We start from the raw sequence: 26,297 nt of genomic DNA on the forward strand, positions 1-26,297 counted from the left end.
AATATGACTGAGCAGAAGCGGTCCCGGCTGTACCGGGAGATGACCTGGCCGGAGATCGCCGAGGCGGCCCGCGCCGACATCCCGGTAGCCATTCCGATCGGCTCGACCGAGCAGCACGGCCACCATCTACCCGTCTGCACCGACTGGCTCATCCCGGAGAAGCTGTTGGGCGCCGCCAGTCGCCGCTGCGACCTGATCGTCGGGCAGTTTGTTCCGTTCGGCTACCGAAGCCGGCCGGGAAGCGGTGGCGGGCAGCATATTCCGGGAACCCTGTCGCTGCGAGCCACCACCTACATCGCGCTGCTCGAGGACATCCTCGGTGAACTGCGGCGGACCGGGTTCCGCAACATCGTGCTGTACAACTGGCACTATGAGAACAGCGGCTTCATCTACGAGCCGGCGTTCCTGATCTCCGAGAAGCACCCGGAACTGAAGATCCTGGTGATCGAGGATGCCAACCCCGATTTCACCCCGGACCGCCAGCAGGCCATCTGGCCCGACGGCTTTCCGGGTCTGGCGCTCGAGCATGCCGCCGTCATCGAAACCTCGCTGTTGCTGCACCACGCACCGCAGCTGGTGCGGACCGAGCACATCGCGGCCGATGCTCCCGAGCGGGTGGTCAACCACGATGTGCTGCCGATCGATACCCGGATGTCGACCGCCACCGGCACGCTGTCCTCCCCTGAAGCGGCCAGCGCCGAGAAGGGCAAGATGCTCACCGACTGGACGGTCGACCGTCTCGTCGCCATCCTCGATGAGGAGTTCGGCGACCGCCGAGGGGGCGCCGACTCACCCATGTAGGTGTGCCCGGGTGTCGGCGACCTCGGCCGCGTGCAGCAGGCACTGGGTGATGGTGATCAATTGGCAGGGCGAGGTCGGGTCCGCGGCGTCGATGGCCGCCGGAGCGCTGGCCGAGCGTAAGGCGGATATGGGCTAACCCGAGCACGAGCGACATCTACATCGCGTGCCGCGACATCGCCGCAGTCCAGAAGTGGAGCCTCCACGAAACTGGCGACTGGTGACACCAATGGGAAACCCGTCATACGCGATACACGTCACCGCTCTGAAGACCGCGTCATCGACCGCTGGGTACAGCCGGCCGAACAGGAGTGGCGATCCGATCTCGACGGGACCGCCGAAGTTGTTCTGCACTTCGACGAGCAGCACGTCTCCGGCCTGCAGAAAACCCACGGCCAAGACGAAGGCGTCTGGCAGCGACGGCTGTAGGGCGCTGACCACCGCCGCCGTCGCGTTGGGTGGCAAGCCGACGATGCCCGAGGCCGGGGGCTGCGCTTCGCCGCGGCCAGGCGGGTTTCGCACCGCGAAACCTCAACTCGTCTGACAACTTCTCAATGGTGGTGGCCGTGCGGTACGACACAGACCGGAACGCCGCGCACAAGCGCTTTCTGTATGGCGCCCATTCCGTCGTGGGTGATAGCACGAACGCCCTATCCAGGACCATTCCGTGCGCGGGACGAACTTTTGCACGGACGCGTTGCTCGGCGCGATCGATGCCGAGGTGGGGCTGATGGCCTGACTGCCGATATGAAACATCTCTGCAAGCGCGAAGGGCAAGATCGAAACATGACCACGCCGATAGCTCACTGCATACGTTGCCAGCGACCAGCGCCCGCCGAGGATGACCCCGATTTTCTTCACTGGGAAGTCCTCGACGATGCCGATATGGTCTGCCCCGAGTGCGAAACGCCTGAGGAGAAGCAAGCCATCGACGAGGGAGATATGCGATTGGCTGATGAGGTGGACGACTTACCCCACAATCCGCGCAGCAACTGACGTCCTGCGGCCACGTCGCCGGTCAAGGTGCATTGTGACGGGAAGTCGGTCCTGTCACGCCCTGTCACGCCCGAGTACGAGCCGCCGGCGTGGCTCGACGTGGCGCCGGTCGAGAGCCGCGAAATCCGGCATCGGCGACGTAGGTGTCCATCCAACTGAGGTTGTGGGTGGTGAGATCCAGCGGCATCACCAAATGCCATTCTGTAATCTCCCAGCCTTCCTTCTTACTGGTTTCGAGCACCCGCGAGAAGGACCGTTTGATTGCACGTTTCTCGGTGCTGTTCAAGTTGTCCGAGAAACGCTTGACCTGCACACCGCCCGCTGCTTCCCCCATCCGGCAGGACCGGGAACGAAGATGTCAATGAAGGGGTCGCCTTGGCTCGGACGCACGCGGACACCATTCGGGAATCACTGCATACGAGCATGCCGACGACGGCCTCGACTTCGTCGCCAGACGCCCGTTTCCACTCAACGCGGGCCACCGGTCCACCTACTCTCTGCCAGTCATCCGGTGCGGACATGCTACGGCCGGTGAGCCCGTAGAGATGACGATCTCTGCCCGCTTGGGTGCGTGGCGGCTGGGCGCGATGGGATCGGTCACACCCGGTCGCCGGGGTCGCGGCAGAGACAGGGGTCTGCCAGGTCACGCTTTTCGGTGGAAGCGCCAGGCACTCATCGATGCTGGCGTGATCGACGGCATCCCCAGCGTGGAGGCTGACGAGCTCGCCGCAGCCCACAAGCGCATCGCTGCGCTGGAGGTTGAGTTGGCGTTGACGCGGGACGCGTGTGAACTGTTCGGCGCTGTGGCGGTGGTGCCCGTTCTGGGCACGGATGCAGGTCGAGTTGCTCAATACCCGCAGATGGGCCACCACCATCGAGTTGGCCGCCGCCATGGCCGATTACATCGACAACTTCTACAACGTCGAACGCCGTCACAGCTACCTCGGTAACATCAGCCCAACAGAGTTCGAAACGCTCTGCACGTCCACCTATTCGATCCCTCAACTCGCATAACCACGGCTCGAAACAGCGGGGACACATCAGCTGGACTCGTTTAGCGGGAACACGCCACCTCGGAACACGGCCGAACCGAATATGGCGGGTTATCAGTAAAGTTCGCCGTATTGCTGTGCCGTCCAACGGTTCTCGCTACCGGGCCAGCCGAGGAATGCCATTCTCGTTCGCTCGACCCCGACGATTTGCTCTCGCGTCCAGGTTTGCGGCAACTATTGGCCACGAAGTTTTAGTCATCTCCCGACGACGACACGGTGGACTGCCACGGTACACACGGGAACGTGCGCGTGCCGGGCGGGCATCGCACACTAGGACACGCATCCGACGCCAGGGAGGAACGATGCCGGAAATGAGCCCCGTCGCCGAATTCGACTTCATCATCGTGGGAGCAGGCAGTGCGGGCTGCCTGCTCGCCAACCGGCTCAGCGCCAACCCTGATCACCGTGTGCTCTTGGTTGAGGCCGGCGGCAAAGACAACTGGTTCTGGATCAAGGTGCCGGTGGGCTACCTGTACACAATTGCCAACCCCCGCACCGATTGGTGCTTCACGACCGAGGCTGACCCAGGTCTGGCCGGCCGCAGCATTCACTACGCGCGGGGCCGCGTGATCGGCGGCTCCTCGTCGATCAACGCCATGATCCATATGCGCGGACAGGCCTCCGATTACGACCTGTGGGCGCAGGCTACCGGTGATGAGCGATGGCTTTGGGGTGGCCCGGACGGTACCGGCGAGACACTGGCGATCTACAAACAGTTGGAAGACTACTTCGGCGGAGCCGACGACTGGCACGGCGTCGGTGGTGAGATCCCCGTCGAGCGGCCGCGGGTGCGCTGGAAGATCTTGGACGCCTGGCAGGCCGCCGCTGCCCAGGTGGGCATTGCCCCGATCGACGAGTTCAACCGCGGAGACAACGCCGGCAGTGCGTACTTTCATGTCAACCAACGGCGCGGCCGTCGCTGGTCGATGTCCGATGCTTTCCTGCATCCCGTCGCCCACCGACCAAATCTCACCGTCTACACCCACACCCAGGCCTTGAAGCTGCTGATGGACGAGCAGGTCCACGAGGATCAGCGGCGCGGTGCCTGGATCACAGCTCAGCGCCGCGCCACCGGTGTGCGGCTGCTCAAGGATGGCCAAATCATCGACGTCCAAGCCCGCAGCGAGGTGATCCTGAGTGCCGGTGCGATTGGGTCGCCGCATCTCATGCAGGCTTCGGGTCTGGGCCCAGCCGGGCTTCTTGCCCAGCATCAGGTCCCGGTGGCCGTCGATCTGCCGGGCGTGGGTGAAAACCTCCAGGACCACCTGCAGCTGCGAACGGTCTACCGGGTGCGGGGCGCCCGCACCGTCAACACGCTGTACCGCAATTGGATCACCCGTGCAGGCATGGGACTTCAGTACCTGTTGCTGCGCTCGGGGCCTATGACCATGCCGCCCTCCACGCTGGGCGCTTTCGCCAAGAGCGATCCCGCGTTGGCCAGTCCTGATTTGGAGTGGCATGTGCAGCCCTTGTCGTTGGCCAAGTTCGGCGAACCGCTGCACCCTTTCGGAGCGATCACTCCCTCCGTCTGCAATCTGCGACCCAGCTCGCGGGGCCATGTGCGCATGGCCAGTGCAGATCCGCTGACCTACCCGACGATCTCCTGTAACTACCTGTCCACTGGCGCCGATCGTCAAGCCGCCGTGCGCGGCCTCCGGATGACCCGGCAGATCATGGCGGCGCCGTCCCTGGCCCGCTACCGCCCAGAAGAACTGCTTCCCGGCCCGCAACTGGTGAGCGACGAAGACCTCCAGCAGGCGGCCCGCGAGCTCGGTACAACCATCTTTCACCCGGTGGGCACCTGCGCGATGGGAGCCTTCGACACCCACGGTCTTCCGCGGTCGGCCGCCGCAGTCCTCGACACCGACTGCCGCGTGTACGGCGTCGCCGGCCTTCGAGTGGCTGACGCTTCGGCGATGTCCACCATCACTTCCGGGAACACCAACGCGCCGGTCATGCTGATCGCAGAGCGCGCAGCGCGGGCGATCCTGGAATGAGTCCGTCAACACCGAGTGGTCCCCCGGTTCGGCTGATTTTTACTTGCTAAGCGCCCCAGCGACTTTCGCCACACTAGATGCCCGACAGCGATTGCGCGTAGACGTGCACCGTGTTCATCAGAGCCCGGAAGGTACGACCTTGCCGTTGACCGTCACCTCGACCTGGTCCGTCTTCGCGTCGTACTCGATCTTGCCGTGTTCAAAGGTCGTAACGAGGAGATCGCCGACGGTGTTCTCGTCGCTGGTGGGCGCGCCCAGCGGACCCACTGAGCCGTTGTCGCCGGTGACCGCAGGCACGCCCTCTGGGTCGCGCTGGACATTCCAGGCCTCCCGGATCTTGCCCCAGGTGATATATCCAGGCGTGCCCGCTTCGTCGTTCTTGGCAGTGATCACGCCGCCCTGGAACTGCTGGAACACCACACCGCTCTCCCGTGCTCCCGCATTGCGGTCACCCGTCAGTGGCTTGCCCAGAGCCTGCCGCTGATTCTCGGTTGCCGACGCGTACTTGGCCGCAATCGGACCGGTCAGCGTCACCTCGACGTCTCTCTCCCCGGTGAGCTTCACTTCGGTGGGCGGGGCTGCAGTCTCGGAGGTGGCGATCAACCCGACCTGCGGCGGCGCCGATGCGTCGACGCTCTTGCCATAGCTGCAGCCCACGGTGGTCAATGCGATGACGGCCAGGCCGACGACTGCCGTGTGGCGGTATGCGATCGTCCTCATGGGCTCACTCTCGCGTCTTCCTTCGGTGTGGGTCAAATTTCGGCCGAACCGATCGCCCAGCCGGGACTATGACCCAATCGCGCAAGCGGCACAGTCGGCGGGCATCGAAGTGGTCGAACCCCGGCGCACAAAGGCCTCTAGGTGCAGGGGTATTGCCCGTTCAGCACACAATTCGACGGTGGCGTGTAGAAGCCGGTCAGCACGCCTCTCAGACCACCTGTGGCCGAACCCCCCGGCGCAATGATGCGATTCCAATTCGCGGGGGCGAGAACATAGTGCGTGCCGTATTGCACAAGGGTGCTACTCCACGTATGCGAGACGGATTCACCCGCCGGCAAGTCGAATTCGAGCCGCCAATCCGTCATCGGCGCCGTGCTCGCGTTGACGATGGTGAAGTGAGCGATAAAACCGGTCTGCCACGTCGATGACACCGACAGCCTCGCCGCGGCGGCAACCGCACGAGCCAGCGGTGTGATCGTCAGTCCAGAGGTGACAACTATCAGCAACGCAACTACTACCTGCAGCGCCACCCTCCAGCGCGTCACACAACTGTCCAGTCCGGCCACAGCAGCCAACACTAAAACCACGCAGTCGATATCGGCCCTCGCATCGCGGGTCTGCTGCGGTTCCTTTGCTCAATTGAAACCGCCACGACATTTCGGCGCCGAACGACGTGATTCACCGGCCTGCCCCATCAGCGCCGCTCGACGGTTCCACAGCGACCGCACGCGCAGGAATACGGCGGTATCAAATAGGGCGAGTTACCAATAGCGTCTGAGAACATTGCCGCGCAATCGATTCCGGATCCCGATAATATCGGGTTCTTATCAAGGCGCCAGAGTTCCAAACATCTATCGCCGCGGCTCGGCGCGCTTGCCGCCGAGGCGGACGCGAAGATCTCCGCAGGGATGGCCATCCGCCCATGAGCGCGGCGGAATCGCGCGCTTCGCGTCGAAGTTTGTGTAAGTACATCTGCCGCGGTGCCGCAAAGAATGTGACAGTTCGTGTGGTGTTCATCGCCGGGCGGGCGAATAGTGCCACTCCCCCGCCGGGTGACCGATGGCTCGGACCGCAACAGCGCTCTACTGCCAAATAACCGCCGTTACGTCAACCTAACACGACAAGCGCTGTTCCACAGGCCATTAGCATTAGTGATAATCACCGCTGTCCGGTCACAAACTCAGTTGGCGGTTGTCGAACGAGCTGGCGGTGGAAAGGGACGCATCAGAATCTCGGTCAATCTGGCGGTCGGTGTGCCTCGTTGGCCGTGAGTCTCGGTACGCCCGTGTTGGCGTCGTGCTGCTGTTGAAAGGACGCCTCGGCCACCACGATCACGATCATTCATAACCTTTCAGGCGTTCCCTAATGGCCTGCTGTTCCGCAAGGGAGCCTCGGATCGGGGAGTCAGACTCCTTCCCAGTCGCGTGTTGTTCATGCCCGGCCACCTTCCGGCGTTGCTTAATGGCCTTGCGTTGCTTTCGCGTGCCATAGACCAGGAGGAATTCCTCCTCCTGCTTCTCGCTCAGCTGCTCGCTGCGGCCCGCCAAGATTCGGACAAGGGCTGCTGTCTCTGCGGCAGAGGGCTCCGCCATAGGCTCCTCCTCCCACGCTGGCTTGACATGTGGCTGTACCACCATCTTTGTCGGCTTGCGTAGCCATTTGGTCGTGAGGAAACACAACATGAACAGGGCGAGGAAAATCAGCGCTCCCCAGAAAAGGGTGTCAGGGATGTCTACTACGTGAGGATCGTTACCGTAGCGGCCTGTCGGTAAGTACGTTTCCATCACAGCCCCCTCCGCAATCTGGCCGCCAGCAAGACCAACGACAAAGGTAGAGCCGCTCTCATGCCTTCTGACGTGCGCTTACGCAGGAATGTACGCCGATTTGGTCGCGCCGGATAGACAACCGGCCCGCAACAGAGTTGAGTGACGGGCCGATGGGGTGCGGAGCCGACCTCGATGGCGCCGCGAGGACGTTCACGTGGTGTTCCGGGAGCCTGGCGCATAGACCCGCTGTCAAGCGGAGCAGTGAGGAGACGGCCCAATCACCGTCGCAGGGTTGCTTTTTGAGCGTCGTTGAGCGACCGGCTGAAGTGCTCAGGCGCCAGAATCGGGATGCTGGTACGTCGATTCGTCAGCTGTTGCCACCACCCGGTTCCCAGCGCGCCGCCGCCGTCCTCAGCCTGCTGGCCGTCGATGACCGCGTTACGCAGATCCACCACTACCAGATGGACGTCGGACCCGCCGGTGAGGACCGTGATGCCCGCGTCCTGTACATCCGGTTGGCTGAGCCGATCCGCCAGGATCCGCGCGCCCCACAGGCAGCGTTGTTGACGCTCGGCGAATTCTGCCTGAGCCGCCATCTTGAAACCGACGGCCTTGGCGGCGATGACATGTTCCAGCGGACCGCCCTGCTGGCCGCGGAACACCGCCAAATTGATCTTCTTGGCGATGTCGGCCTGGTTGGTGAGGATGACGCCGCCGCGGGGACCACCCAGGGTCTTGTGGGTGGTGGAGGTCACGACGTGGGCGTGCGGCACCGGCGACGGGTGCAGCCCCGCGGCGACCAGCCCGGCGAAATGTGCCATGTCCACCATGAGGAAAGCACCAACTGCTTCGGCGATCTCCCGGAACCGGGCGAAGCCGAGCTGACGGGGATAGGCAGACCACCCGGCGATGATCAACTGCGGCCGGCACTCTCGGGCCGCATCGGCAACGGCATCCATGTCGATGAGGTAGTCCTCTTTGGATACCCCGTAGGCGGCGACGTTGTACAGCTTGCCGGAGAAGTTCAGCCGCATGCCGTGCGTCAGGTGGCCGCCGCAGTCCAGAGACAGTCCGAGGATGGTGTCACCCGGCGTGATCAGCGCGTGCATCACCGCGGCGTTGGCCTGGGCGCCGGAATGTGGTTGCACATTAGCGAATTCCGCTCCGAACAGTGCTTTCACCCGGTCGATCGCGAGCCGTTCGATCACATCGATGTGCTCGCAGCCGCCGTAGTAGCGGCGCCCCGGGTAGCCTTCGGCGTACTTGTTGGTCAGCACCGATCCCTGGGCTTCCATGACCGCGCGCGGCGCATGGTCTCCGACGCGATCATCTCCAGCCCGAACCGCTGCCGGTGCAACGCGGCACCGATCGCTGTGGCGACATCGGGGTCGAAATCGTTCAGCCGTTGGTCGAGGATGCTCATGCCGGCACCTCGTTTTTCTACGCGTATTCGGCTGCCGTCAGCAGGGTTCCGGCCGCGGTCGGCTGCACCTCGAACAGCCAGCCCGCACCGTACGGTCGGAGGTGACCAGGGCCGGGTCGTCCACGGCTGCCGTGTTGACCGCGGTGACGGCCCCACTGACCGGCGGGTAGAGCTCGGAAACGGTCTTGGTGGATTCCACTTCACCGCAGGATCCGCCGGTGACGATGGTGGACCCGACGTCGGGCAGGTCGACGAAGACCAGCTCGCCGAGTGCCGCCGTGGCAACCGAGGTGACTCCGACCCGCACCGGCGCGTCGGGTAGTGCGGCGCCGGGTGCGATGAGCACCCACTCGTGTTCCTCGGTGTAGCTGCGATCATCGGGAAGAGCGTTGTCTGCCATGGTGGTCCTTTCCGAAAGTGGTTGACGGGGGATGCTCAGTTGCGTCGGTAGAACGGCGCCGACGTGACCTCGAATTGCTCACGATTTCCGCGGATGTCAACTTCTAGGACAGTTCCCGGTTCGGCCAGGGTGGCGTCGAGGTAGGCCAGCGCGATCGGATAGCCCAGCGTCGGTGACAGCGCACCGGACGTGATGGTTCCCACCGACGCCCCGTCGGCGGTCTGGTGAACGGTGTAGCCCGCCCGCGCCGCCCGGCGGTTTGAGCCTTTCAGGGCAACCAGGGTCCGATCCACCGCCTGCTCGGAAAGCTGCTGCAGCGCATCCCGCCCCACGAAATCGCTCCCTAATTCCCGCCGTAGCCGGATCACCTTGCCCAAACCTGCCTGATACGGGTTGGTGTCCTGGCTGAGTTCATGCCCGTAGAGCGCCATTCCCGCCTCGAGTCGCAGTGTGTCGCGGGAGGCCAGGCCCGCCGGTGAGCCGCCGACGGCGATGGTGGCCGTCAATAGCGACCGCCACAGGTCCACCGCCCGGGCGTTGGGCACATAGAGTTCGAAGCCGTCCTCACCGGTGTAGCCGGTGCGGGCCAGCAGCACATCGAAACCATCGACGTCGGTGTCGGTCACCGCGTAGTACTTGAGTTCGGTCACCTCGTCGCGCTGATCCTCGGGCACCAGTGAGCTCACGATGGCTTCGGAAGCGGGCCCCTGCACGGCGATCAACGCCGTGACGGCGGACTGGTCATCGACGTCAGCGTCGAATCGTCCAGCCCGACCGGCGAGTTCACCCGCCACCGTCGGAGCGTTGCCCGCGTTGGCGACGACCAGGAAGTGTTCATCGGCGAGCCGGTACACCACCAGATCGTCGATCACCCCACCGTCGGCGTCGCACATGAGCGAGTACTTGGCCCGCCCGACGGGGATCTTGGACGCCTCGCCGGCCAGTGCGAAGTCCAGCGCCTCGGCGGCTTGCGGTCCGGTGACCGCGATCTCACCCATGTGGGACAGGTCGAAGAGCCCCGCGGTCTCGCGCACCGCGCGGTGTTCGGCCAGTTCGCTGCCGTACTTCAGCGGCATCGCCCACCCGGCGAAGTCGGTCAATGTCGCACCGAGCGAGCGGTGTTCGTCGAGCAGCGGCGAAGCCGGGGTGTGGCTGGCGGTCATGCGTAAACCTCCTGGATGGCCTCCTCGAAGGCCTCGGTGGTGACGGTCTGGAACGCTTCGGGTGCGGGGCAGGAGCAGGCCAGGTTGCGGTCACCGTGCACCCCGTCGATGCGCCGTACCGGCGGCCAGTACTTGTTGAGCCGCAGTGAGGAGACCGGGTAGGCCGCGTATTGCCGGCTGTACGGCAGTGTCCATTCGGCGTCGGTGACCTGTTCGGCGGTGTGCGGGGCCTGACGCAGCGAGCTGTGTTCCACCGCCCACTCCCCCGAGTCGACGCGGCCGATCTCGTCGTGGATCCCGATCATCGCCGCGATGAACCGATCCAGTTCAGCGATGCCTTCCGACTCGGTGGGCTCCACCATCAGGGCGCCGTTGACCGGGAAGGACAGCGTCGGGGCGTGGAAACCGTAGTCGATCAACCGCTTTGCGACGTCCTCGGCGGTCACACCGGTGCGCTTGGTGATCTCGCGCAGGTCGAGAATGCATTCGTGGGCAACCAGCCCGGATTCCCCGGTGTACAGCACCGGATAGCGGTCGGTCAGTGCCGCGGCGACATAGTTGGCGGCCAGCACCGCGACCTTGGTGGCCGCGGTCAGTCCGTCCAGACCCATCAGCGCGAGGTAAGCCCAGGTGATCGGCAGAATGCCCGCCGACCCGTAGTTGGCCGCCGACACCGGGGCCGGCCCGTCGGTTCCCACCGGATCACCCGGCAGGAACGGCGCCAGGTGCGCCCGCACCGCGACCGGCCCGACACCCGGGCCGCCACCGCCGTGCGGAATGCAGAACGTCTTGCGCAGGTTCAGATGCGACACGTCGCCGCCGAACTCGCCCGGTCTGGCCAGTCCGACCAGGGCGTTCAGGTTGGCACCGTCGACGTAGACTTGGCCGCCGGCGTTGTGTACGAGCTCGCACACGGTGCGCACGTCGGTCTCGTACACGCCGTGCGTGGATGGGTAGGTGAGCATGATCGCGGCGACCTGTCCGTTGTGCGCGACGAGCTTGGCCTCCAAGTCGTCGTGGTCGACGTTGCCGTTGGGTGCCGTCTTGACCACCACCACGCGCATCCCGGCCAGCACCGCTGAAGCCGCGTTGGTCCCGTGCGCCGACTGCGGGATCAGGCACACGTCGCGGTTCTGATCGCCGCGGGAGTGGTGATAGACGCTGATGGCCAGCAGGCCGGCGAGCTCACCCTGAGACCCGGCATTGGGCTGCAACAAAACCCGGTCGTAGCCAGTGATCGCGGCCAGCCAGCCCTCCAGGTTGCCGATCAGCTCGAGGTAGCCGGAGGTCTGCTCGGCCGGGGCGGACGGGTGGATACCGGCGAATCCGGGCCAGCTGATGGGTTCCAACTCGGCGGCGGCATTGAGCTTCATCGTGCAGGAGCCGAGCGGGATCATCGTGCGGTCCAGTGCGAGGTCCTTGTCCGAGATCTCGCGCAGGAAGCGCAGCATCGCTGTTTCCGAGCGGTGCCGGTGAAACACCGGATGGGTCAGGTAGTCCGATGTCCGGATCACGTTGTTCGGCAGCGTGACCGAACCAGCGGCGGACGCGGCGGGTGCGGCACCGAAGACCTCGAGTACGCGGTGGATCACGTCGGCGGTGGTGCACTCGTCGCAGGAGATACCGACGTGGTCGGCGTCGACCGGGCGCAGGTTGATCCCCGCGTTGTCGGCGGCCGACACGATCTGTTGGCCGCCGCCGGGGACCCGCACCATGACGGTGTCGAAGAACCGGTCGTGGACGACCTCGTGGCCCGCAGCCCGCAGCCCGCTGGCCAATGCGATGGCGTAACCATGCACCCGGGTTGCGATGGCGCGCAACCCTTCCGGGCCGTGGTAGGCGGCGTACATGGCGGCGACATTGGCCAGCAACGCCTGCGCAGTGCAGATGTTGCTGGTCGCCTTGTCCCGGCGGATGTGCTGTTCGCGGGTCTGCGGTGCGAGCCGGTAGGCGGGTTTGCCATCCACATCGACTGATACGCCGACCAGTCGGCCTGGCAGCATTCGCTCCAACCCGGACCGGACCGACATGTACCCGGCGTGCGGGCCGCCGAAGAACAGCGGCACACCGAACCGCTGCGCCGAGCCCACCGCGATGTCGGCGCCCTGCTCGCCCGGGGCCGACAACAGCGTCAACGACAGCAGATCGGCCGCGACGGTGGTGAGCATGCCGCGGTCGCGGGCCGCCGCGATCAGCGGGGCGAGGTCGCGTACCACGCCGCTGGCACCCGGGGATTGGAAGACGACGCCGAAGGCGGCACCGTCGGGCAGCGTCTCGGTCAGGTCGGCGACGACCACCTCGATGCCCACCGCCGCGGCCCGTCCGCGCACCACCGCGAGCGTCTGGTGTAGGCAATCAGCGTCGAGCACAAGACAATTGGCGGCCACGGCCTTGTTGGCCCGGCGCATCAGCAGGATGGCTTCTGTCACCGCGGTGGCCTCGTCGAGCAGCGATGCACCGGCCACCGGTAGCGCGGTGAGATCCTCGATGAGGGTCTGGAAGGTCAGCAGTGCCTCCAGCCGGCCCTGGGAGATCTCCGGCTGGTACGGCGTGTAGGCGGTGTACCAGGCCGGCGACTCCAGCATGTTGCGGCGCAGCACCGCCGGGGTGATGGTGTCGTGGTAGCCGAGGCCGATCATCTGGACCCGCGTCTGGTTGCGGCCGGCCAGCGCACGCAGTGCGTCGAGCACCTGCAGTTCGGAGCGCGCCGCGGGCAGCGCCATCCGGTCGGTATTGCGGATCTGCTCAGGTACCGCGGCGTCGATCAGCGCGTCGACGGACGGGTAGCCGAGCACGTCCAGCATGCGAGCTTGCGCCCCAGGGTCCGGGCCGATGTGACGAGCTTGAAAGCCGTGGTCGTCATTGAGAGTTGCGGTCTCGTCAGGCACGAGGTGACTCCAGTCTCAAGGCGCCGAACTATTCGACGCGAGTGGTGGTGACACCTCCCCGCTCTGTCCTGAAACCTGAGAGATTGAGCGCGGCTGCGCTGTTCCCCTTCGGTAAACGCAATCGACGGATCTGCGTTGTTCTCCAGAGTTGCCTCGACACCGCGGTATTGGGCCTGAGAGATTCCCGGGGAGGAAGTTGCTCCTACGGCGCCTCCAGAACGGAGGTTCTCCCGCAGCGTGTCATCGGCATATTGAGTTGTGGTTGAGCGTAGGTCTACAACGCCGTTGCGGCAACCTCGCCGTTGACCGGCAGAGCGGCGTTGGCGCCTGCGACCATCAGGCTGACGATGTCGAAGACCACCGTCGCCGCTGCTACGCAAGTGATTTCGGCGTGGTCGTAGGCCGGGGCCACCTCGACGACGTCGGCGCCGACGATGTTCAGCCCGGTCATCTTGCGGAGCATCTTCAAGAGCTCACGCGAGGTCAGACCACCGGATTCGGGCGTGCCGGTGCCCGGGGCGAACGCCGGATCGAGCACGTCGATGTCGATGGACAGGTACACCGGGACGTCGGTGACTCGACGGCGCACCGCATCTACTGCCGCGTCGATGCCGATGACGTCCAGGTCGCCGGCCCGGATGATCTTGAAACCCATCCGGGCGTCGTCGTCCAGGTCCATCCGGTCGTAGATGGGGCCGCGGATGCCGACGTGGATCGAGTGGTCCTCGATCAGCAGCCCTTCCTCGAACGCGCGGCGGAAGATGGTGCCGTGGGTGACCGGGGCGTTGAAGTAGGTGTCCCAGGTGTCCAGGTGAGCATCGAAGTGCACCAGGGCGACCGGCCCGTGTTTGGCATGCAGGGCACGCAGATTCGGTAGGGCGATGGTGTGGTCGCCACCGATCGACACGATGCGGCGGTCCCCGCCGGCGAGGATGTCGGCGGCGTGGTTCTGGATCTGCTGGCAGGCCTCGGCGATGTCGTACGGGGTGACCGGGACGTCACCGGCGTCGACCACCTGGACGTGTTCCAGCGGTGCGACCCCGAGTTCGACGTGGTAGCCCGGGCGCAGCGTACGGGCGGCCGTACGAACCGCGAGCGGGCCGAACCGAGCCCCCGGCCGGTAGGACGTACCGCCGTCGAATGGAACGCCGAGGATGGCGATGTCGTAGTCGGACACCTCGTGGATATCGGCGATCCTGGCGAAAGTGCCCTTCCCCGCATAACGGGGAACCTGGGTGGCGGGCACAGCGCCGATGATGCCGTTTCGCGTGCTCATCTGGGTTTCCAGCCTTTCGAATCGCCGGGTGTTCGACTGCCATCATCGATCTTGGCGAGCACCTGCCGCGAGCAGTTAATGCCCAAACACCGGCCCGGATGTTTGAGCAATCGCACAATCCTGAAGCGTGGCGACCTGCCCGCCGCGGACTTCGCGGGCATCCGCATACGGTCAGGCGGCGTCGACAGCGGCCCACTGGCCCACCGCATTGCCAGGTCCGGCCGTGCTTCCGGACGGACAGAATGCCGTACCCAGCGCCACCTGGGTGACGCCGTCGGTGTCCGCTTCGGTAGTAATCGGGGGTCGTTGTCGGCGTGATCGAAAGACCTGTCGGTGAGCGTCAAGTGCATCCGCACGAATTGCGATGGCGGAACGTCGTCGGCACGCGAATCTGTTGTGGCGCGGAACTGTGTCCCCGAATGCGGCGCAGAAGCAACTCGACCGCGGTGGCGCCGATCGTCTCCACGTCCTGCGCCGCCGCGGTGAGCTTGGGTTCGAAGAGATCCGACCATTCGAAGTCGTCGAAACAGACGAATGCCACGTCGGCTGGAATCGACAAGCCGACACTACGAATGGCTTTGAGTGTTCCAATGGTCATGGAGTTGTTCAAGGACACCAGCGCAGTGGGCCGGTTCTCACCCGACATGAGCGAGTGCACCTCGCGTTCCGCCACATCTGTGTTGGAGTCGCCGTCGAGGACCAGAGCGGCGTCGACTGCGATACCGCGGTCTGCGAGCGCCGCGGAGTAACCAGCGAATCGCTCGGTCGTGGACGAGATCCCGGCAAGGCCGCGTACGGCGGCGATCCGACGATGCCCGAGGTCGAGCAGATGCTCGGTCAACGACCGCGCCGACGAGAAGTTCTCCGGGACGACCTGATCGCTCCCGACGTCGACACCGCGGTCGATCAGAACCAGAGGGGTTCCAGTGCGGATGATTTCGGGGAGGGTGACCCGCTCCGACCCGGCCGCGGGTGCCACGATCATCCCGTCGACCTGCCGGTCCAGAAGCGAGTCGGTGACGCGTTTCTCCGACTCCACGTCGTCGTGGGAATCTCCGACGATCAGCACGTAGCCGGCGTCCGACAGAGCCCGTTCCACGGCGTGAACCAGGCTCCCGAAGTACGGATTCGTGAGCGCGGAGATCGAGAGTCCGACCGTGTGCGTGCGCCCGGCCGCGAGTGATCGGGCGACGACGTTGCGCCGGTAGCCGGTCTCCTCGATGGCCGCTTCGACGCGCAAGCGCGTGGCGGTGTCGACCTTGCGCGTGCCGTTGAGGACGTGCGAGACCGTGGACGCCGAGACGCCGGCGATGCGGGCGACGTCGCCCATCGTGGTCACCGGAGACGCACGATGCGGTCCGCGCGACCTGCGGTCGACTCGATCAGTTGGGCATTGCGCTCGTCGGACCCGAGGGCCCAGAACGCGGCGTCCTCCGGCGACTTTCCGTACGCCTCGTGCCGGCGCAGCAGCCGAGCGTGGCGAACGTCGGTGGCGGGGGCCAAGAACCACACCTCGTCGAGGCAGGACCGCGCCGCAGGCCAGGCGTCGGATTCCAGTAAAAGGTAATTCCCCTCGGTGACGACCAACGGCACCGTGGGCGCGACGGGAATGGACGAGCCGATCGGCTCCTCGATCTCGCGGCGGAACCGGGGCGCATACACGACTGGGTCGTCGACGCGCTGTGCGCGAAGGCAAGCAATCAGCCGTGCGTACCCGCCGTCGTCGAATGTGTCGTGCGCGCCCTTGCGATCCAGGATGCCCATGTCGATCAAAACTTCGTTGGCCAGATGAAAACCGTCCATGGGTACGAGCACCGCGGCGTCCGAACCCAGTACGGTGACGAGTTGCTCTGCCACGGTGGACTTCCCGGCTCCCGGAGCTCCGGTGAAACCCAGAATACGGCGCCCCCCGGGAACGACGAGCCCCTTGGCCGACTCCACCAACTGGTCGAGTGTGGCGTCCTCGACGTCCTGCTCGATGGTCACCGTTCTCGCCTTCGAGTTTGTTCAATAGGGAGTTCACTCAGCCATGCCCGCGGCCCGACCACCGAACACCGTAGGGCCGCCACGCGAGCGGACCGATTGATGCGCTCGGCAACACTGCCCTCGATCTGGGTCGAGAAGTACGAGTACGCGCCGTGGAAGACATCGCCGGCACCCAGTGTGTCGACCACCATCACCGGTTCCACCGGCACCGATCCCGACTTGCCATCCGACCACCACTCGACGGGATCGCCGCCGTGCGTCGAGACAACGGTACGAACACCGCGGCGGACCAGTGCCGCCGCGGTCGACTCCGGGTTGTCGGTGCCCGGCATCCGGAAGTCGTTGGAGCACACCACGTCCGTCGCATGCGGAACGAGGTCGCTCATCACCGGTTTCCATCGGCCCGCGTCGACGACGAGTGTGGTGTCCTGTGCGGCCGCATGTTGAACGGCAGCACGGGCGATCAGGGGATGGTGCCCGTCGACGAGCACCACGTCGGCATCCGCCACCAGGTCACCGAGGTCTGCCGGTGGCGACGCGTCAGAGTTCACGGCGTCGAGCGAGACGACCGATCGGTCACCCGTCGATTCGACGACCGAAACAGCGGAGACGGGCACCGCTCGGGTGGTGCCTACCGCCGCGTCGACGACGCTGACGCCGTACTTAGCGAGGTCGGCCCGGATCAATTCGGCAACCGGATCGTCGCCGAGAGCGGTCACGAGGATCGCGTCGCCGCCCAGTGCTGCGAAGGCGACGGCCGCATTCGCGGCCGGTCCGCCGGCCGCGACGAACTGAGCGGTCGAGGTGATCTTCTGGTTCACCGCAGGCGCTGTCACGATGCGGTGAATCACGTCGAGAGTCGCCAACCCGACGAAAACCCCGACCGGAGCCTTCTCAGAGACCGGCGCGTTCCTCATCAGTTGGCTCCTCTGCACCGGTCATGAGCGCGACGACCTCGGACATCGAACGCTTCTTCGGATCGACGACGCCGGCACGTTGCCCGAGCCGGTGGATGTGAATCCGGTCGGACACCTCGAACACGTGCGGCATGTCGTGGCTGATGAGCACCACGGGAATACCGCGGTCGCGGATCGATTTGATCAAGTCGATGACCTGTCCCGACTCCCGAACGCCGAGAGCAGCGGTCGGCTCGTCCATGATGATCACGCCGCGGCCGAACGCGGCGGCCCGCGCCACCGCGACGCCCTGACGCTGCCCACCGGACAACGTCTCCACCGCTTGGTTCACGGACTTGATGCCGATCTTCAGATCCGCGAGGTGCTGCGACGCCTCTTGGCGCATTCTCGGCATGTCCAGTCGCCGGAAGAAGCTGCCCGCAATGCCTTTACGTCGTACCTCGCGTCCGAGGTACAGATTCGACGCGATGTCCAGAGCCGGTACCACGGCGAGATCCTGGTACACCGTCTCGATTCCGGCTGCTCTGGCGTCTCGGGTGTTCTTGAATGACACGGGTGTTCCGTTCATCAGGATCTCACCCGAGTCTGGAACCACCGCGCCCGCCAAGGCCTTGATCAGACTCGTCTTTCCGGCACCGTTGTCTCCGATGACGGCGAGAACCTCGCCCTCGCGGAGCTCGAAGTCGGCCCCGTTGATCGCCGTCACGTTGCCGTACTTCTTGACGAGTCCACGCGCTTCGAGCACGGGTGCGCCACTCGTCGTGATCGTCATTGTGATCTCCGGCGAGCGAACTGATCCACCGCCACCGCGACGATCACGAGAATTCCGGTCGCGATGTTCTGGTAGAGATTGTCCACGCCGGCCTGAGTGAGACCGTTACGGAGAACGCCGACGATCAACGTGCCCACAAGTGTTCCGCCGACGCCTCCGCGCCCACCGAACAAACTGGTTCCGCCGATGACCACCGCGGTAATCGTCTCGAGATTGGCGTTCTGGTACGCGTTCGGGTCGGCGTTCGGAATCCGGCCCAGCGCAGCCCATGCGGCGATGGCTGCGATCACACCCGTCACGAGGTAGACGGAGAACAGCACCCGTCCGGACTTGATGCCCGACAGATTCGACGCCTGTGGGTTACCGCCGACAGCGTAAATGTGCCTGCCCCAGGAAGTTTGGGACAATGCGTACCACATCAAGAGGTAGACGAAGAGCATCGCGACCACGCCGAACGTGGTCGAGAACGACCCGATGCGAAAGGACGTGCCCAGGAAGGTGAGCGGTCCTTGCTCCACGCGGTAGGTCTCGGAGCCCGCGAGCAGGCGGGTGGCCGCCTGTATCGCGGTGAACGTTCCGAGCGTGACGATGAACGGTGGCAATCGCAGGCTCGTGACGAGCCCGCCGTTGATCGCGCCGAACGCCACGCACACCAGGAGCGTCGACCCGAGCGCCACGACCGGCCCGTTGGCGCCCGCGCTCTGCGCCATCACGATGGTTCCCAGGACGGCAACCGCGCCGATCGAGAGATCGATGCCGGAGGTGAGAATGATCAACGTCTGGCCGACGGCGAGAATGCCGACCACCACCGACTGTTGAAGGATCAGCGACACGTTCTGCGGATTGAGGAACGAATCCGACACCGAGCTGAAGACGATGATTGCGACGACGAGTGCCACCAGCGGACCGAGCAACGGCTCACGCAGAATGTTCCCCACGTTGAATCGGCTCAATACCGATGGCGTCGCTGTCGCAGGAGCACCGGTGGTCATGTACTGGCTCAGCCCCAGCAGTTCTTCTCGCCCCAGGCGGTGTCCTGCGACTCGAGTCCGGGAAACGGCTTGTCCGTGACGAGCTGCGAACCGGTGTCGTTGAATCCGCTGGGCTTGGTTCCGTCCGTTGCGAACTTGACCACGGCCTGCACGCCCTGCTCGGCCATCTTCGCCGGGAACTGCAACACCGTTGCGCCGATCTTTCCGGACTTCACGTCCGCGATGCCCGTGCAGCTTCCGTCGATCGACCCGATGGTGATCTGGGCGGTGCGGTTGGCGGACTGGATCGCCTGATACGCGCCGGCGGCTGCCGGCTCGTTGATGGTGTAGAGCGCGTTGATGCCCGGAGCACGCTGGAGGATGTTTTCCATGGCGGTCTGCGCCTTGGTCTGGTCGCCGTTGGTGTTCTCCCGGCCGACGATCTCCGGCGAGTCGTTCGTAATACCGAAGCCCTCGAGGAATCCGTCGTGGCGGAAGGTGTCGACGGTTCCACCCGGGGTTCCGTCCAGCATGACGACCTGGGGCGCTGCGTTGCCGAGTGCGGCTTTCACCCATTTGCCCTGGCTGACGCCCGCGGCCTTGTTGTCGGTGGCGAAAGTGGCGTCGACGGCGTCTTCGGGGTCGGTCGCGGTGTCGAGAGCGATGACGATGACGCCGGCATCGCGCGCTTTCTTGATCGAGTCGAGCACTCCGGTAGAGGAATTCGGGGTGATCAGGATGCCCTTCACGCCCTGGCCCACCATGTTCTCAATGGCCGAGACCTGGCCCTCGTTGTCTCCGTCGAACGCGCCCGCCAGCGCGATCAACTTGGCGCCGTCCTTGTCGGCCTGCGCCTGGGCGGCCTCGCGCAACTTCACGAAGTACGGGTTCGAATCGGTCTTGGTGATCAGTCCGACCTTGACGCTGTCCGAACCCGATCCGCCGCAGGCGGTAAGACCCAGAACCAGCGAGCCTGCCATGAGAACCGCCGCGACCGTGAGCGTGCTTCCGATGCGCTTCCCGAACATATGGACTCCCTTGTCCCCGATGCGACGCCTATCGCGTCCGCGTGTTTTGCAGAAGCCTAGGGAGGGGGCAAGCGCTTGCGCATGCGCTTTCGCGAAATTAGCTTCCGCCCGGCGCCGCCGACCAGCAGCCGATGCAGTAAGCCGGTCGCCCCGCCGGTTCGGCGGGTCGGTCGTCAGGTTGTCGTTCGGGTTTCCGGGACGTAGCGGATCAGCAGGACCGCAACCACCGCGGCCGAAGCGGCGATGAACACGAACGCCGAGGCGTAGTTGATCCGGTCAGCGAGCAACGCGAAGACGATCGGGCTGAGCGTGGCGCCGCCCTGGCCGGTGAAACGCCACAAGCCGAGAAACACGCCCCGGGCTTCGGGCGGAGCGACGTCTGCGCCGACCGTCTGTATCGAGCCGCCGGTCAGCGCCTGGAACGCAACACCTGTCAAGAACAAGGCCACGTACCAGGCCAGTGGCAACAGTAGATAGGCCGACACTGCCAACGCGGCCATCGCCACCGCCACCCCGCTGAATCCCGGCACCATAGTGCGCTTGCGGCCGTAGCGGTCCATCATCCACCCGGCGAGAAACCCGATCGGCAGCGACAGCACCGCCGCTCCCGTACCCAGGTATCCGATCTGGCGAGGCCCGAGTTGGTATGCGAACGCCGCGTACAGATGCAGCAGGTTCGCCGAGACCGGCCCACGGGTCAAGCCGGCGAATAACGCGACTCCGAAATAGCTCAGCCGCGGCTGCACGATCTCGCGTATCGACAGCTTTCGGGCATCCATATCGTCTGCTTTGCGAGCCCGCCGCTCCGCGCGCGTGTGGTGCGGGGTGTCCTCGGCGAGCGCCGAAGTCGGTATGAAGGCCAGCAGCGCCAAAATGGCGTAGGCAACGAACGTCGCGCGTGGACCCCAGCCGGCGGCGATGAATCCACCCACAACGGGGCCGAAGAGCAGCCCGGCGTTATTCATCCCGAACATCCACGACACTTCACGGCCGCGCTGGCCAGCCGCGGCGCCGTGTGAGATCGCCGCAAGCCGACCCATCAACCACAGTTGCGCCGCCACACCGTCCAAGAACCGCAATACCAGCAATTCAGGAAAGGAATGCACGACCGCGATCAGGAACGCGCCCGCCGACGTCAGCAGCGGCCCGCCGATCATCACGACGCGTCGGCCGAAGCGATCGATCAGCCAACCCGCGGGCAACGTGCCGATCAGGTTCCCCACCAAGAAAGCCGTCACCACACCGCTCGCGGCTCCGAAACTCACCCCGAACGACTTCGCCAATGTCGGGATTGCCGGTAGCGCAATACCTGTCCCCAGGGCCAGCACCAGCGCGGGCACATAGATCGAGAGGAACGCGTGCCACGAGACCGCTGATCTCGACCCCGTCGTGGTGCGCGTCAACTGCTCGGCTCGCTCGACTCCGCACGACCGCCAACAATCCAGCTACGCGAACACATCCGCCGCTCCTCGAGGATGCGGAAGCGGTGTCGCCTTTTCGCCACCATTTCTCGCCCCTATCAACTCAATGCCGCACAACCGCAGGCCCACTCCGGCGCAGGCTCCCCCGAAACTCTAGGAGCAGACCCGAACTAGTTGCAAAACATGGTGTTTGATGAACGCAAGTACGATTCGAGGCGAAGCGAACACCGGTTCCCCGCGTGGCGCGCCGTGGGGCATCGTCAGAGTTGTCGACGGGAATGCCCTGCGGCGACGTAGACGCCCGCCGCTATGGCAAGTCCTACAGCGAGGACAGTGATCAAGCCGATCCAGCTATCTGCCCCGATATGGACGGGGCGGCCGAGAAATTCGGCGCGCCGCCAGCAGACAATACCGATCAAAACCGCCTTGGCGACGATGATGCTGCTGGCGATGCGCAACGCGGTCGACCCCCGCATCGAGTCACCTCCTGTGCATCCGGGGCAATGTATGAAACACACTCTGCCACGGGCCTTCGAGTATCGCACGACGGCGTCACCGCTTTGGCCCACATTGCCGACCAGGCCGACGTTCCCCTGACCGAACTGGCCTTTCGCTGCCGCGTTCCAAACTGCGACCGGGCCGGTCTTGCTCGGCGGATCGAAAACGTCTCGCCTGCACCCACCTCAAAGCGGTTTCCGCAGCACACCTCAAAGCCGCCCTCGGGGACTGAAGCGAAGGGGCGGCCACAGACGAGTGCCCGGGGATTGACGGGGCCCGAACGCCGGCACCGAGGGTAAACCGATCAGTCTACCTGCTAGATGGCCGCGATAGTACACCGACTGGTATAGTGTAGTCATGCGAGTACGGGAGCGGCTCACCGCAGCCACGGCGACGCTGATGCAAAGACAAGGTGTGGCCGGCACTGGCATTGCGGAGATCTTGTCCACCAGCGGCGTGACGCGGCGGTCGATCTATCTGAATTTTCCTGGCGGCAAATCCGAGCTTGTCGCCGCGGCGACGCGTGCTGCGGGAGACGAGCTGTCAACTACGTTGCGTGACTGTATCGAGCAGCGGGATCCGATCGGGGCGTTCGCTCGTATGTGGTGCGAGATCCTGATCAGTACGAACTTCGAAGGTGGCTGCCCCATCGTGGCGGCCGCATTCAGTCGCGCTGAGGCCCCCGAGGCCGCCAGCACCGCCGCCGATGTCTTCACCGAGTGGGGTCAGCTAATGGCGGACAGGCTCATTGAAGACGGCATCAAGCGCGCTGCAGCCCAATCATTGTCGACGACGGTCATCGCCGCGCTCGAAGGGGCGGTCATACTTTCCCGCGCCGCGCAGTCGACCAAGCCGCTGACGCAGGTCGCCCGTCACCTCAACGAGCTCATATCCCAGCACCGCCCCAGCTGATTAGCCCGACAGGTAGTCCTCGACGACCGCCTCTCTACTCGGAAAGTACTGATAAAGAGTCGGTTTGGACGCCTACGCTTCGCTGGTGAGTCGTTCGACCGTGCCTCACGCTGGGTGGCCAATGAGGCCAAGTATACCGATAGGTTTACTGCGTGTGCACAGACGTGTAGCGTCACCCATCATCAAGTACACCAGTTGGTATACGAGGAGTGGATGTGACGCATCGTAGGAGTGCCCGCCGGCGAGGCTGGAGCGTCTATGCCACCGCTCGATCCGACGCCGCCCTCAGCAGCCTCGACCGTCTGCCCAATGTGCATGCGATCACGCTCTACATCACCGACCGGTCCGCGATTGCAGCACTACCCGGTCAGCTTCCCGCTGAGCTGAACGGCGTCGTCAACAACGCCGGCATCATCGTCAACGGACCGGTCGAGGCGTTATCCCTCGATGTTCTGACACAGCAACTCGGCATCAACGTCATCTCGCAGATCGCAGTTACGCAGGCGGTGCTGCCAAAGATCCGTGATGCCCGGGGGAGGGTGGTATTGATGTCGTCGGTCAGTGGATTGTTCACCACGCCGGGCACCGGCGCCTACAACGCATCGAAGTATGCGATCGAGTCCTTGGCCGATGCGCTCCGGATGGAGTTGCGTCCGTGGCGTATTCCCGTGTCACTCATCGAGCCAGGGCCGATCCGTACCGATATGTGGGCTGACGTGCTCGACGACTACGACCATATGACCGAACAACTCAGTGACGAGCATCGCCGACTGTATGCGTCGCACCTCGCGGGGAGTCGGAAGTTGTTGGGACGTCTGCAAAAATTTGCTGCCGATCCCAAGAGAGTCACCAAGGCCGTCGATCACGCGCTGAATCGAGACGTCCTAAGCGTCGCTACCTGCTAGATCTCGTCAGTCGCGCGCAGAAAGGTGCCGTCGCAATTTCGCCGACCGCGGTCAACGACGCGGTTCTGGCAGCGGCAACCACATCGCAATGAGGGCCTGCGCCGCCGCTCGGGCACGCGGCCAGAAAGCCGGATCGATGAGTGAGATCGACAGTGCAGACGTTGGCGAAGCGTGCGCTTCGATAATCAGTGTTGCGCGCGATCCGTTCCGAGTATACCGATCAGTGTACTAAATGGGACCAACGTGTTACCCTTACCTCCGGTAGTACACCGATCGGTTTACCAGAGGAGAAAATCATGGCGGGCAAAGAAACCACACGGCACGATCCCCCAAGTTGTCTGCGCGAAGCGAGCGCCCACTGGGGCGGCACGTTGTACAAGAGCGCGCCGACGAACTCCGTCTCCGTGGGCGGGACTCGGTTCGTCTACCGGGAGCTGGGGGTCGACAGCGGAGTACCGGTGGTCTTCGTGAATCACCTGGCCGCCAATCTCGACAACTGGGACCCCAGGGTGGTTGACGGCATTGCGGCCAAGCACCGGGTCATTACTTTTGACAATCGCGGGGTTGGCGCTTCGGAGGGCAAGACACCCGACACCGTCGAGGCAATGGCACAAGACGCCGTCGCGTTCATCCGCGCGCTGCGATTCGATCAGGTCGACCTTCTCGGATTCTCCCTCGGCGGATTCGTGTCGCAAGTGATCGCGCAACAAGAACCGACGCTCGTTCGAAGGGTCATCCTTGCGGGGACGGGGCCTGCCGGAGGTGACGGAATCGTCAACGTGGCGAAGCTGACCTACCTCGACACTCTCCACGCATATGCCACCTTCAAAGATCCCAAGGAACTTCTCTTCTTCACCAGAACGGCCCACGGCAAGTCAGAGGCGCGCGCGTTCATCAAGCGGTTGAAGGAGCGCACGAATGATCGGGATAAGGCGATGACGATAGGAGCATTCCGAACGCAGCTCAAGGCGATTCACGCGTGGGGGCTCGAGAAGCCAGCCGACCTGTCATTCATCCGCCAGCCTGTTCTGGTTGCCAACGGTGACGCCGATCGTATGGTGCCCTCCAACAACTCCTACGATCTGGCGCGACGCCTCCCTAATGCGACGCTGCGGATCTACCCGGACGCTGGACACGGCGGCATCTTCCAGGCCAACGAACGGTTCGTTCCCGATGCGCTCGCCTTTCTGGGGTAGGCAACCTCATGACTTCGCTCGCCGATCAGACAGTGCTGGTCGAGTCCGGTGCGGTCGAGGTGCCTGCCGGTGAAATGACCCGAGATGTCCGTGCACAGTTGGGCGAGCCGCTTCACGAGCGTTCGCGCGCGTGAGAGACCACGAACCAAAGAAGAGGACAATGAAAGCCTTCACGATCGATCGTTACAAGAGCACGGACGGCGGTCGGATCGTCGACATGCCGCAGCCGGAGGTCGGGGACAACGACGTACTCGTCCAGGTCCATGCGGCTGGCGTCAATGTCCTCGATGCGAAAATCGCGGACGGAGAATTCAAAATCTTCCTGCCGTACCGATTTCCACTTGTTCTAGGCAACGACGTCGCGGGCGTTGTGGTCGAGGTGGGAGCACGGGTGCGGCGCTTCAAGCCTGGTGACCAGGTCTATGCGCGACCGGACAAGGACCGGATCGGCACCTTCGCGGAATTCATCGCGATGAACGAAGACGACGTGGCGATCAAGCCGACCCTCCTCAGCATGGAAGAAGCGGCTTCCATTCCACTGGTCGGCCTCACCGCTTGGCAGGCACTTGTCGAAATGGCGAACGTGAAGCCGGGGCAAAAGGTTTTCATCCAGGCGGGCACTGGTGGCGTCGGCACCATTGCGATCCAGCTCGCGAAACATCTCGGGGCGACAGTGGCCACCACAGCAAGCGCCGCTAATTTCGAACTCGTCCAAGCCCTCGGCGCAAACGTCTTGATTGACTACAAGACACAAGACTTCGAGACCATGCTGCATGGCTACGACGTCGTTCTGCACAGTCAAGACTCACAGACCCTCGACAAATCCCTGCGTGTGCTGAAGCCGGGTGGAACGCTCGTCTCGATATCCGGACCGCCCGACCCGGCTTTCGCCGACGAAATCGGCGTGCCTTGGTACGTGAAGCCGATCATTCGCGTACTGAGCTTCGGCCCGAGGCGAAAGGCCAAGCGACTCAACGTGTCATACTCGTTCTTGTTCATGAGGGCGAACGGCGCTCAACTGAGCGAAATCACCGCCCTCATCGATCAAGGCGTGATCCGGCCAGTTGTCGAGAGGGTCTTTCCGATCGAATCGATCCAGGATGCCTTGGATTTCGTGGAAAAGGGACGGGCCAAAGGCAAAGTCGTCGTCACCGTGAGGTAGCAACGCCTGCGACACCTCCGCCAGAACACCTGGTGCGCCGCGCCGCTCAC

Annotated in this window: 26 protein-coding genes, 2 pseudogenes and 1 riboswitch; of the genes and pseudogenes, 10 read left to right on the forward strand and 18 right to left on the reverse strand. The window is 64.4% G+C overall.

Annotated features, from left to right (window positions below):
- Positions 1–3: 3 nt before the first annotated feature.
- Both ACVWWN_RS03160 and ACVWWN_RS03165 read left to right on the forward strand, forming a co-directional pair.
- Entirely contained in the window at positions 4–801 is a 798-nt protein-coding gene (locus tag ACVWWN_RS03160) for a creatininase (protein ID WP_457142593.1), read from the forward strand.
- 10 nt (positions 802–811) lie between these two features.
- Entirely contained in the window at positions 812–937 is a 126-nt protein-coding gene (locus ACVWWN_RS03165) for a hypothetical protein (protein WP_457142594.1), read from the forward strand.
- On the opposite strand, the gene ACVWWN_RS03170 is transcribed toward ACVWWN_RS03165, so the two are convergent.
- Positions 934–1,320 carry a hypothetical protein gene (locus tag ACVWWN_RS03170; protein WP_457142595.1) on the reverse strand — a complete coding sequence of 129 codons (387 nt, stop codon included), beginning with the start codon at positions 1,318–1,320 and terminating at the stop codon, positions 934–936. The genes ACVWWN_RS03165 and ACVWWN_RS03170 overlap by 4 nt on opposite strands.
- A 264-nt stretch (positions 1,321–1,584) precedes the next feature.
- Between ACVWWN_RS03170 and ACVWWN_RS03175 the strand changes: the two genes are divergently transcribed.
- Positions 1,585–1,794: a hypothetical protein gene (locus ACVWWN_RS03175; RefSeq protein WP_457142596.1), complete on the forward strand. Its 210-nt coding sequence runs from the start codon at positions 1,585–1,587 to the stop codon at positions 1,792–1,794.
- 64 nt (positions 1,795–1,858) lie between these two features.
- Here the strand turns inward: ACVWWN_RS03175 and ACVWWN_RS03180 are convergent, their stop codons facing one another.
- A complete protein-coding gene (locus ACVWWN_RS03180) occupies positions 1,859–2,107 on the reverse strand; it encodes a hypothetical protein (RefSeq protein WP_457142597.1) in 249 nt (82 codons plus the stop codon).
- A 473-nt stretch (positions 2,108–2,580) separates the two neighbouring features.
- On the opposite strand from ACVWWN_RS03180, the gene ACVWWN_RS03185 reads away from it, so the two are divergent.
- Both ACVWWN_RS03185 and ACVWWN_RS03190 read left to right on the forward strand, forming a co-directional pair.
- Complete coding sequence (locus ACVWWN_RS03185) at positions 2,581–2,808, forward strand: IS3 family transposase (protein WP_457142598.1); 228 nt, start codon at positions 2,581–2,583, stop codon at positions 2,806–2,808.
- A gap of 349 nt (positions 2,809–3,157) precedes the next feature.
- On the forward strand, positions 3,158–4,843 hold the full coding sequence (locus ACVWWN_RS03190; RefSeq protein WP_457148978.1) for a GMC family oxidoreductase: 1,686 nt from the start codon (positions 3,158–3,160) through the stop codon (positions 4,841–4,843).
- 117 nt (positions 4,844–4,960) lie between these two features.
- On the opposite strand, the gene ACVWWN_RS03195 is transcribed toward ACVWWN_RS03190, so the two are convergent.
- From ACVWWN_RS03195 to ACVWWN_RS03270, 16 genes and pseudogenes are all read right to left on the reverse strand, one after another.
- Positions 4,961–5,563 (reverse strand): LGFP repeat-containing protein, encoded by a 603-nt coding sequence (locus ACVWWN_RS03195; RefSeq protein WP_457142599.1) that lies wholly within the window; start codon positions 5,561–5,563, stop codon positions 4,961–4,963.
- Positions 5,564–5,700: 137 nt separating this feature from the next.
- Positions 5,701–6,129, reverse strand: a complete 429-nt coding sequence (locus ACVWWN_RS03200) for a cellulose-binding domain-containing protein (RefSeq protein WP_457142600.1) — start codon at positions 6,127–6,129, stop codon at positions 5,701–5,703.
- A gap of 771 nt (positions 6,130–6,900) precedes the next feature.
- Positions 6,901–7,350, reverse strand: coding sequence for a hypothetical protein (locus ACVWWN_RS03205; RefSeq protein ID WP_457142601.1), 450 nt, complete (start codon positions 7,348–7,350; stop codon positions 6,901–6,903).
- A 323-nt stretch (positions 7,351–7,673) separates the two neighbouring features.
- Positions 7,674–8,752: pseudogene (gene glyA, locus ACVWWN_RS03210) on the reverse strand (serine hydroxymethyltransferase); the annotation flags it as partial.
- A 17-nt stretch (positions 8,753–8,769) separates the two neighbouring features.
- A pseudogene (locus ACVWWN_RS03215) lies at positions 8,770–9,152 on the reverse strand (glycine cleavage system protein H).
- 35 nt (positions 9,153–9,187) lie between these two features.
- Positions 9,188–10,315, reverse strand: a complete 1,128-nt coding sequence (gcvT, locus tag ACVWWN_RS03220) for a glycine cleavage system aminomethyltransferase GcvT (protein ID WP_457142602.1) — start codon at positions 10,313–10,315, stop codon at positions 9,188–9,190.
- Positions 10,312–13,119 carry an aminomethyl-transferring glycine dehydrogenase gene (gene gcvP, locus ACVWWN_RS03225; RefSeq protein WP_457148979.1) on the reverse strand — a complete coding sequence of 936 codons (2,808 nt, stop codon included), beginning with the start codon at positions 13,117–13,119 and terminating at the stop codon, positions 10,312–10,314. The genes gcvT and gcvP overlap by 4 nt, the downstream gene beginning before the upstream one ends.
- A 236-nt stretch (positions 13,120–13,355) precedes the next feature.
- Positions 13,356–13,446: riboswitch (glycine riboswitch) on the reverse strand.
- Between the two features lie 31 nt (positions 13,447–13,477).
- Positions 13,478–14,479 carry an agmatinase gene (gene speB / locus ACVWWN_RS03230; protein WP_457142603.1) on the reverse strand — a complete coding sequence of 334 codons (1,002 nt, stop codon included), beginning with the start codon at positions 14,477–14,479 and terminating at the stop codon, positions 13,478–13,480.
- 340 nt (positions 14,480–14,819) lie between these two features.
- Positions 14,820–15,809, reverse strand: a complete 990-nt coding sequence (locus ACVWWN_RS03235) for a LacI family DNA-binding transcriptional regulator (RefSeq protein WP_457148980.1) — start codon at positions 15,807–15,809, stop codon at positions 14,820–14,822.
- Between the two features lie 5 nt (positions 15,810–15,814).
- On the reverse strand, positions 15,815–16,465 hold the full coding sequence (locus ACVWWN_RS03240) for a nucleoside/nucleotide kinase family protein (RefSeq protein ID WP_457142604.1): 651 nt from the start codon (positions 16,463–16,465) through the stop codon (positions 15,815–15,817).
- Positions 16,462–17,382: a PfkB family carbohydrate kinase gene (locus ACVWWN_RS03245; protein ID WP_457142605.1), complete on the reverse strand. Its 921-nt coding sequence runs from the start codon at positions 17,380–17,382 to the stop codon at positions 16,462–16,464. The genes ACVWWN_RS03240 and ACVWWN_RS03245 overlap by 4 nt, the downstream gene beginning before the upstream one ends.
- Complete coding sequence (locus ACVWWN_RS03250) at positions 17,360–18,154, reverse strand: ATP-binding cassette domain-containing protein (protein ID WP_457142606.1); 795 nt, start codon at positions 18,152–18,154, stop codon at positions 17,360–17,362. The genes ACVWWN_RS03245 and ACVWWN_RS03250 overlap by 23 nt, the downstream gene beginning before the upstream one ends.
- The gene (locus tag ACVWWN_RS03255) at positions 18,151–19,146 is read right to left on the reverse strand and encodes an ABC transporter permease (RefSeq protein ID WP_457142607.1); all 996 of its coding nucleotides are present in this window, start codon (positions 19,144–19,146) and stop codon (positions 18,151–18,153) included. The genes ACVWWN_RS03250 and ACVWWN_RS03255 overlap by 4 nt, the downstream gene beginning before the upstream one ends.
- Positions 19,147–19,154: 8 nt before the next feature.
- Positions 19,155–20,153: a substrate-binding domain-containing protein gene (locus tag ACVWWN_RS03260; RefSeq protein WP_457142608.1), complete on the reverse strand. Its 999-nt coding sequence runs from the start codon at positions 20,151–20,153 to the stop codon at positions 19,155–19,157.
- A 173-nt stretch (positions 20,154–20,326) separates the two neighbouring features.
- Positions 20,327–21,556 (reverse strand): MFS transporter, encoded by a 1,230-nt coding sequence (locus ACVWWN_RS03265; protein WP_457142609.1) that lies wholly within the window; start codon positions 21,554–21,556, stop codon positions 20,327–20,329.
- 278 nt (positions 21,557–21,834) lie between these two features.
- Positions 21,835–22,050 carry a hypothetical protein gene (locus ACVWWN_RS03270; protein ID WP_457142610.1) on the reverse strand — a complete coding sequence of 72 codons (216 nt, stop codon included), beginning with the start codon at positions 22,048–22,050 and terminating at the stop codon, positions 21,835–21,837.
- Positions 22,051–22,429: 379 nt separating this feature from the next.
- Here ACVWWN_RS03270 and ACVWWN_RS03275 point away from each other — a divergent pair, with 379 nt between their 5' ends.
- The 5 genes from ACVWWN_RS03275 (at position 22,430) to ACVWWN_RS03295 (ending at position 26,247) form a co-directional block, all read left to right on the forward strand.
- On the forward strand, positions 22,430–22,984 hold the full coding sequence (locus tag ACVWWN_RS03275) for a TetR/AcrR family transcriptional regulator (RefSeq protein WP_457142611.1): 555 nt from the start codon (positions 22,430–22,432) through the stop codon (positions 22,982–22,984).
- Between the two features lie 215 nt (positions 22,985–23,199).
- Positions 23,200–23,889 (forward strand): SDR family NAD(P)-dependent oxidoreductase, encoded by a 690-nt coding sequence (locus ACVWWN_RS03280; protein ID WP_457142612.1) that lies wholly within the window; start codon positions 23,200–23,202, stop codon positions 23,887–23,889.
- Between the two features lie 296 nt (positions 23,890–24,185).
- Positions 24,186–25,085 (forward strand): alpha/beta fold hydrolase, encoded by a 900-nt coding sequence (locus tag ACVWWN_RS03285; protein WP_457142613.1) that lies wholly within the window; start codon positions 24,186–24,188, stop codon positions 25,083–25,085.
- 8 nt (positions 25,086–25,093) lie between these two features.
- A complete protein-coding gene (locus tag ACVWWN_RS03290) occupies positions 25,094–25,219 on the forward strand; it encodes a hypothetical protein (RefSeq protein ID WP_457142614.1) in 126 nt (41 codons plus the stop codon).
- A gap of 26 nt (positions 25,220–25,245) precedes the next feature.
- Positions 25,246–26,247 carry an NADP-dependent oxidoreductase gene (locus ACVWWN_RS03295; RefSeq protein WP_457142615.1) on the forward strand — a complete coding sequence of 334 codons (1,002 nt, stop codon included), beginning with the start codon at positions 25,246–25,248 and terminating at the stop codon, positions 26,245–26,247.
- Positions 26,248–26,297: the final 50 nt, after the last annotated feature.

This window comes from Mycobacterium sp. URHB0021, from assembly GCF_054057895.1.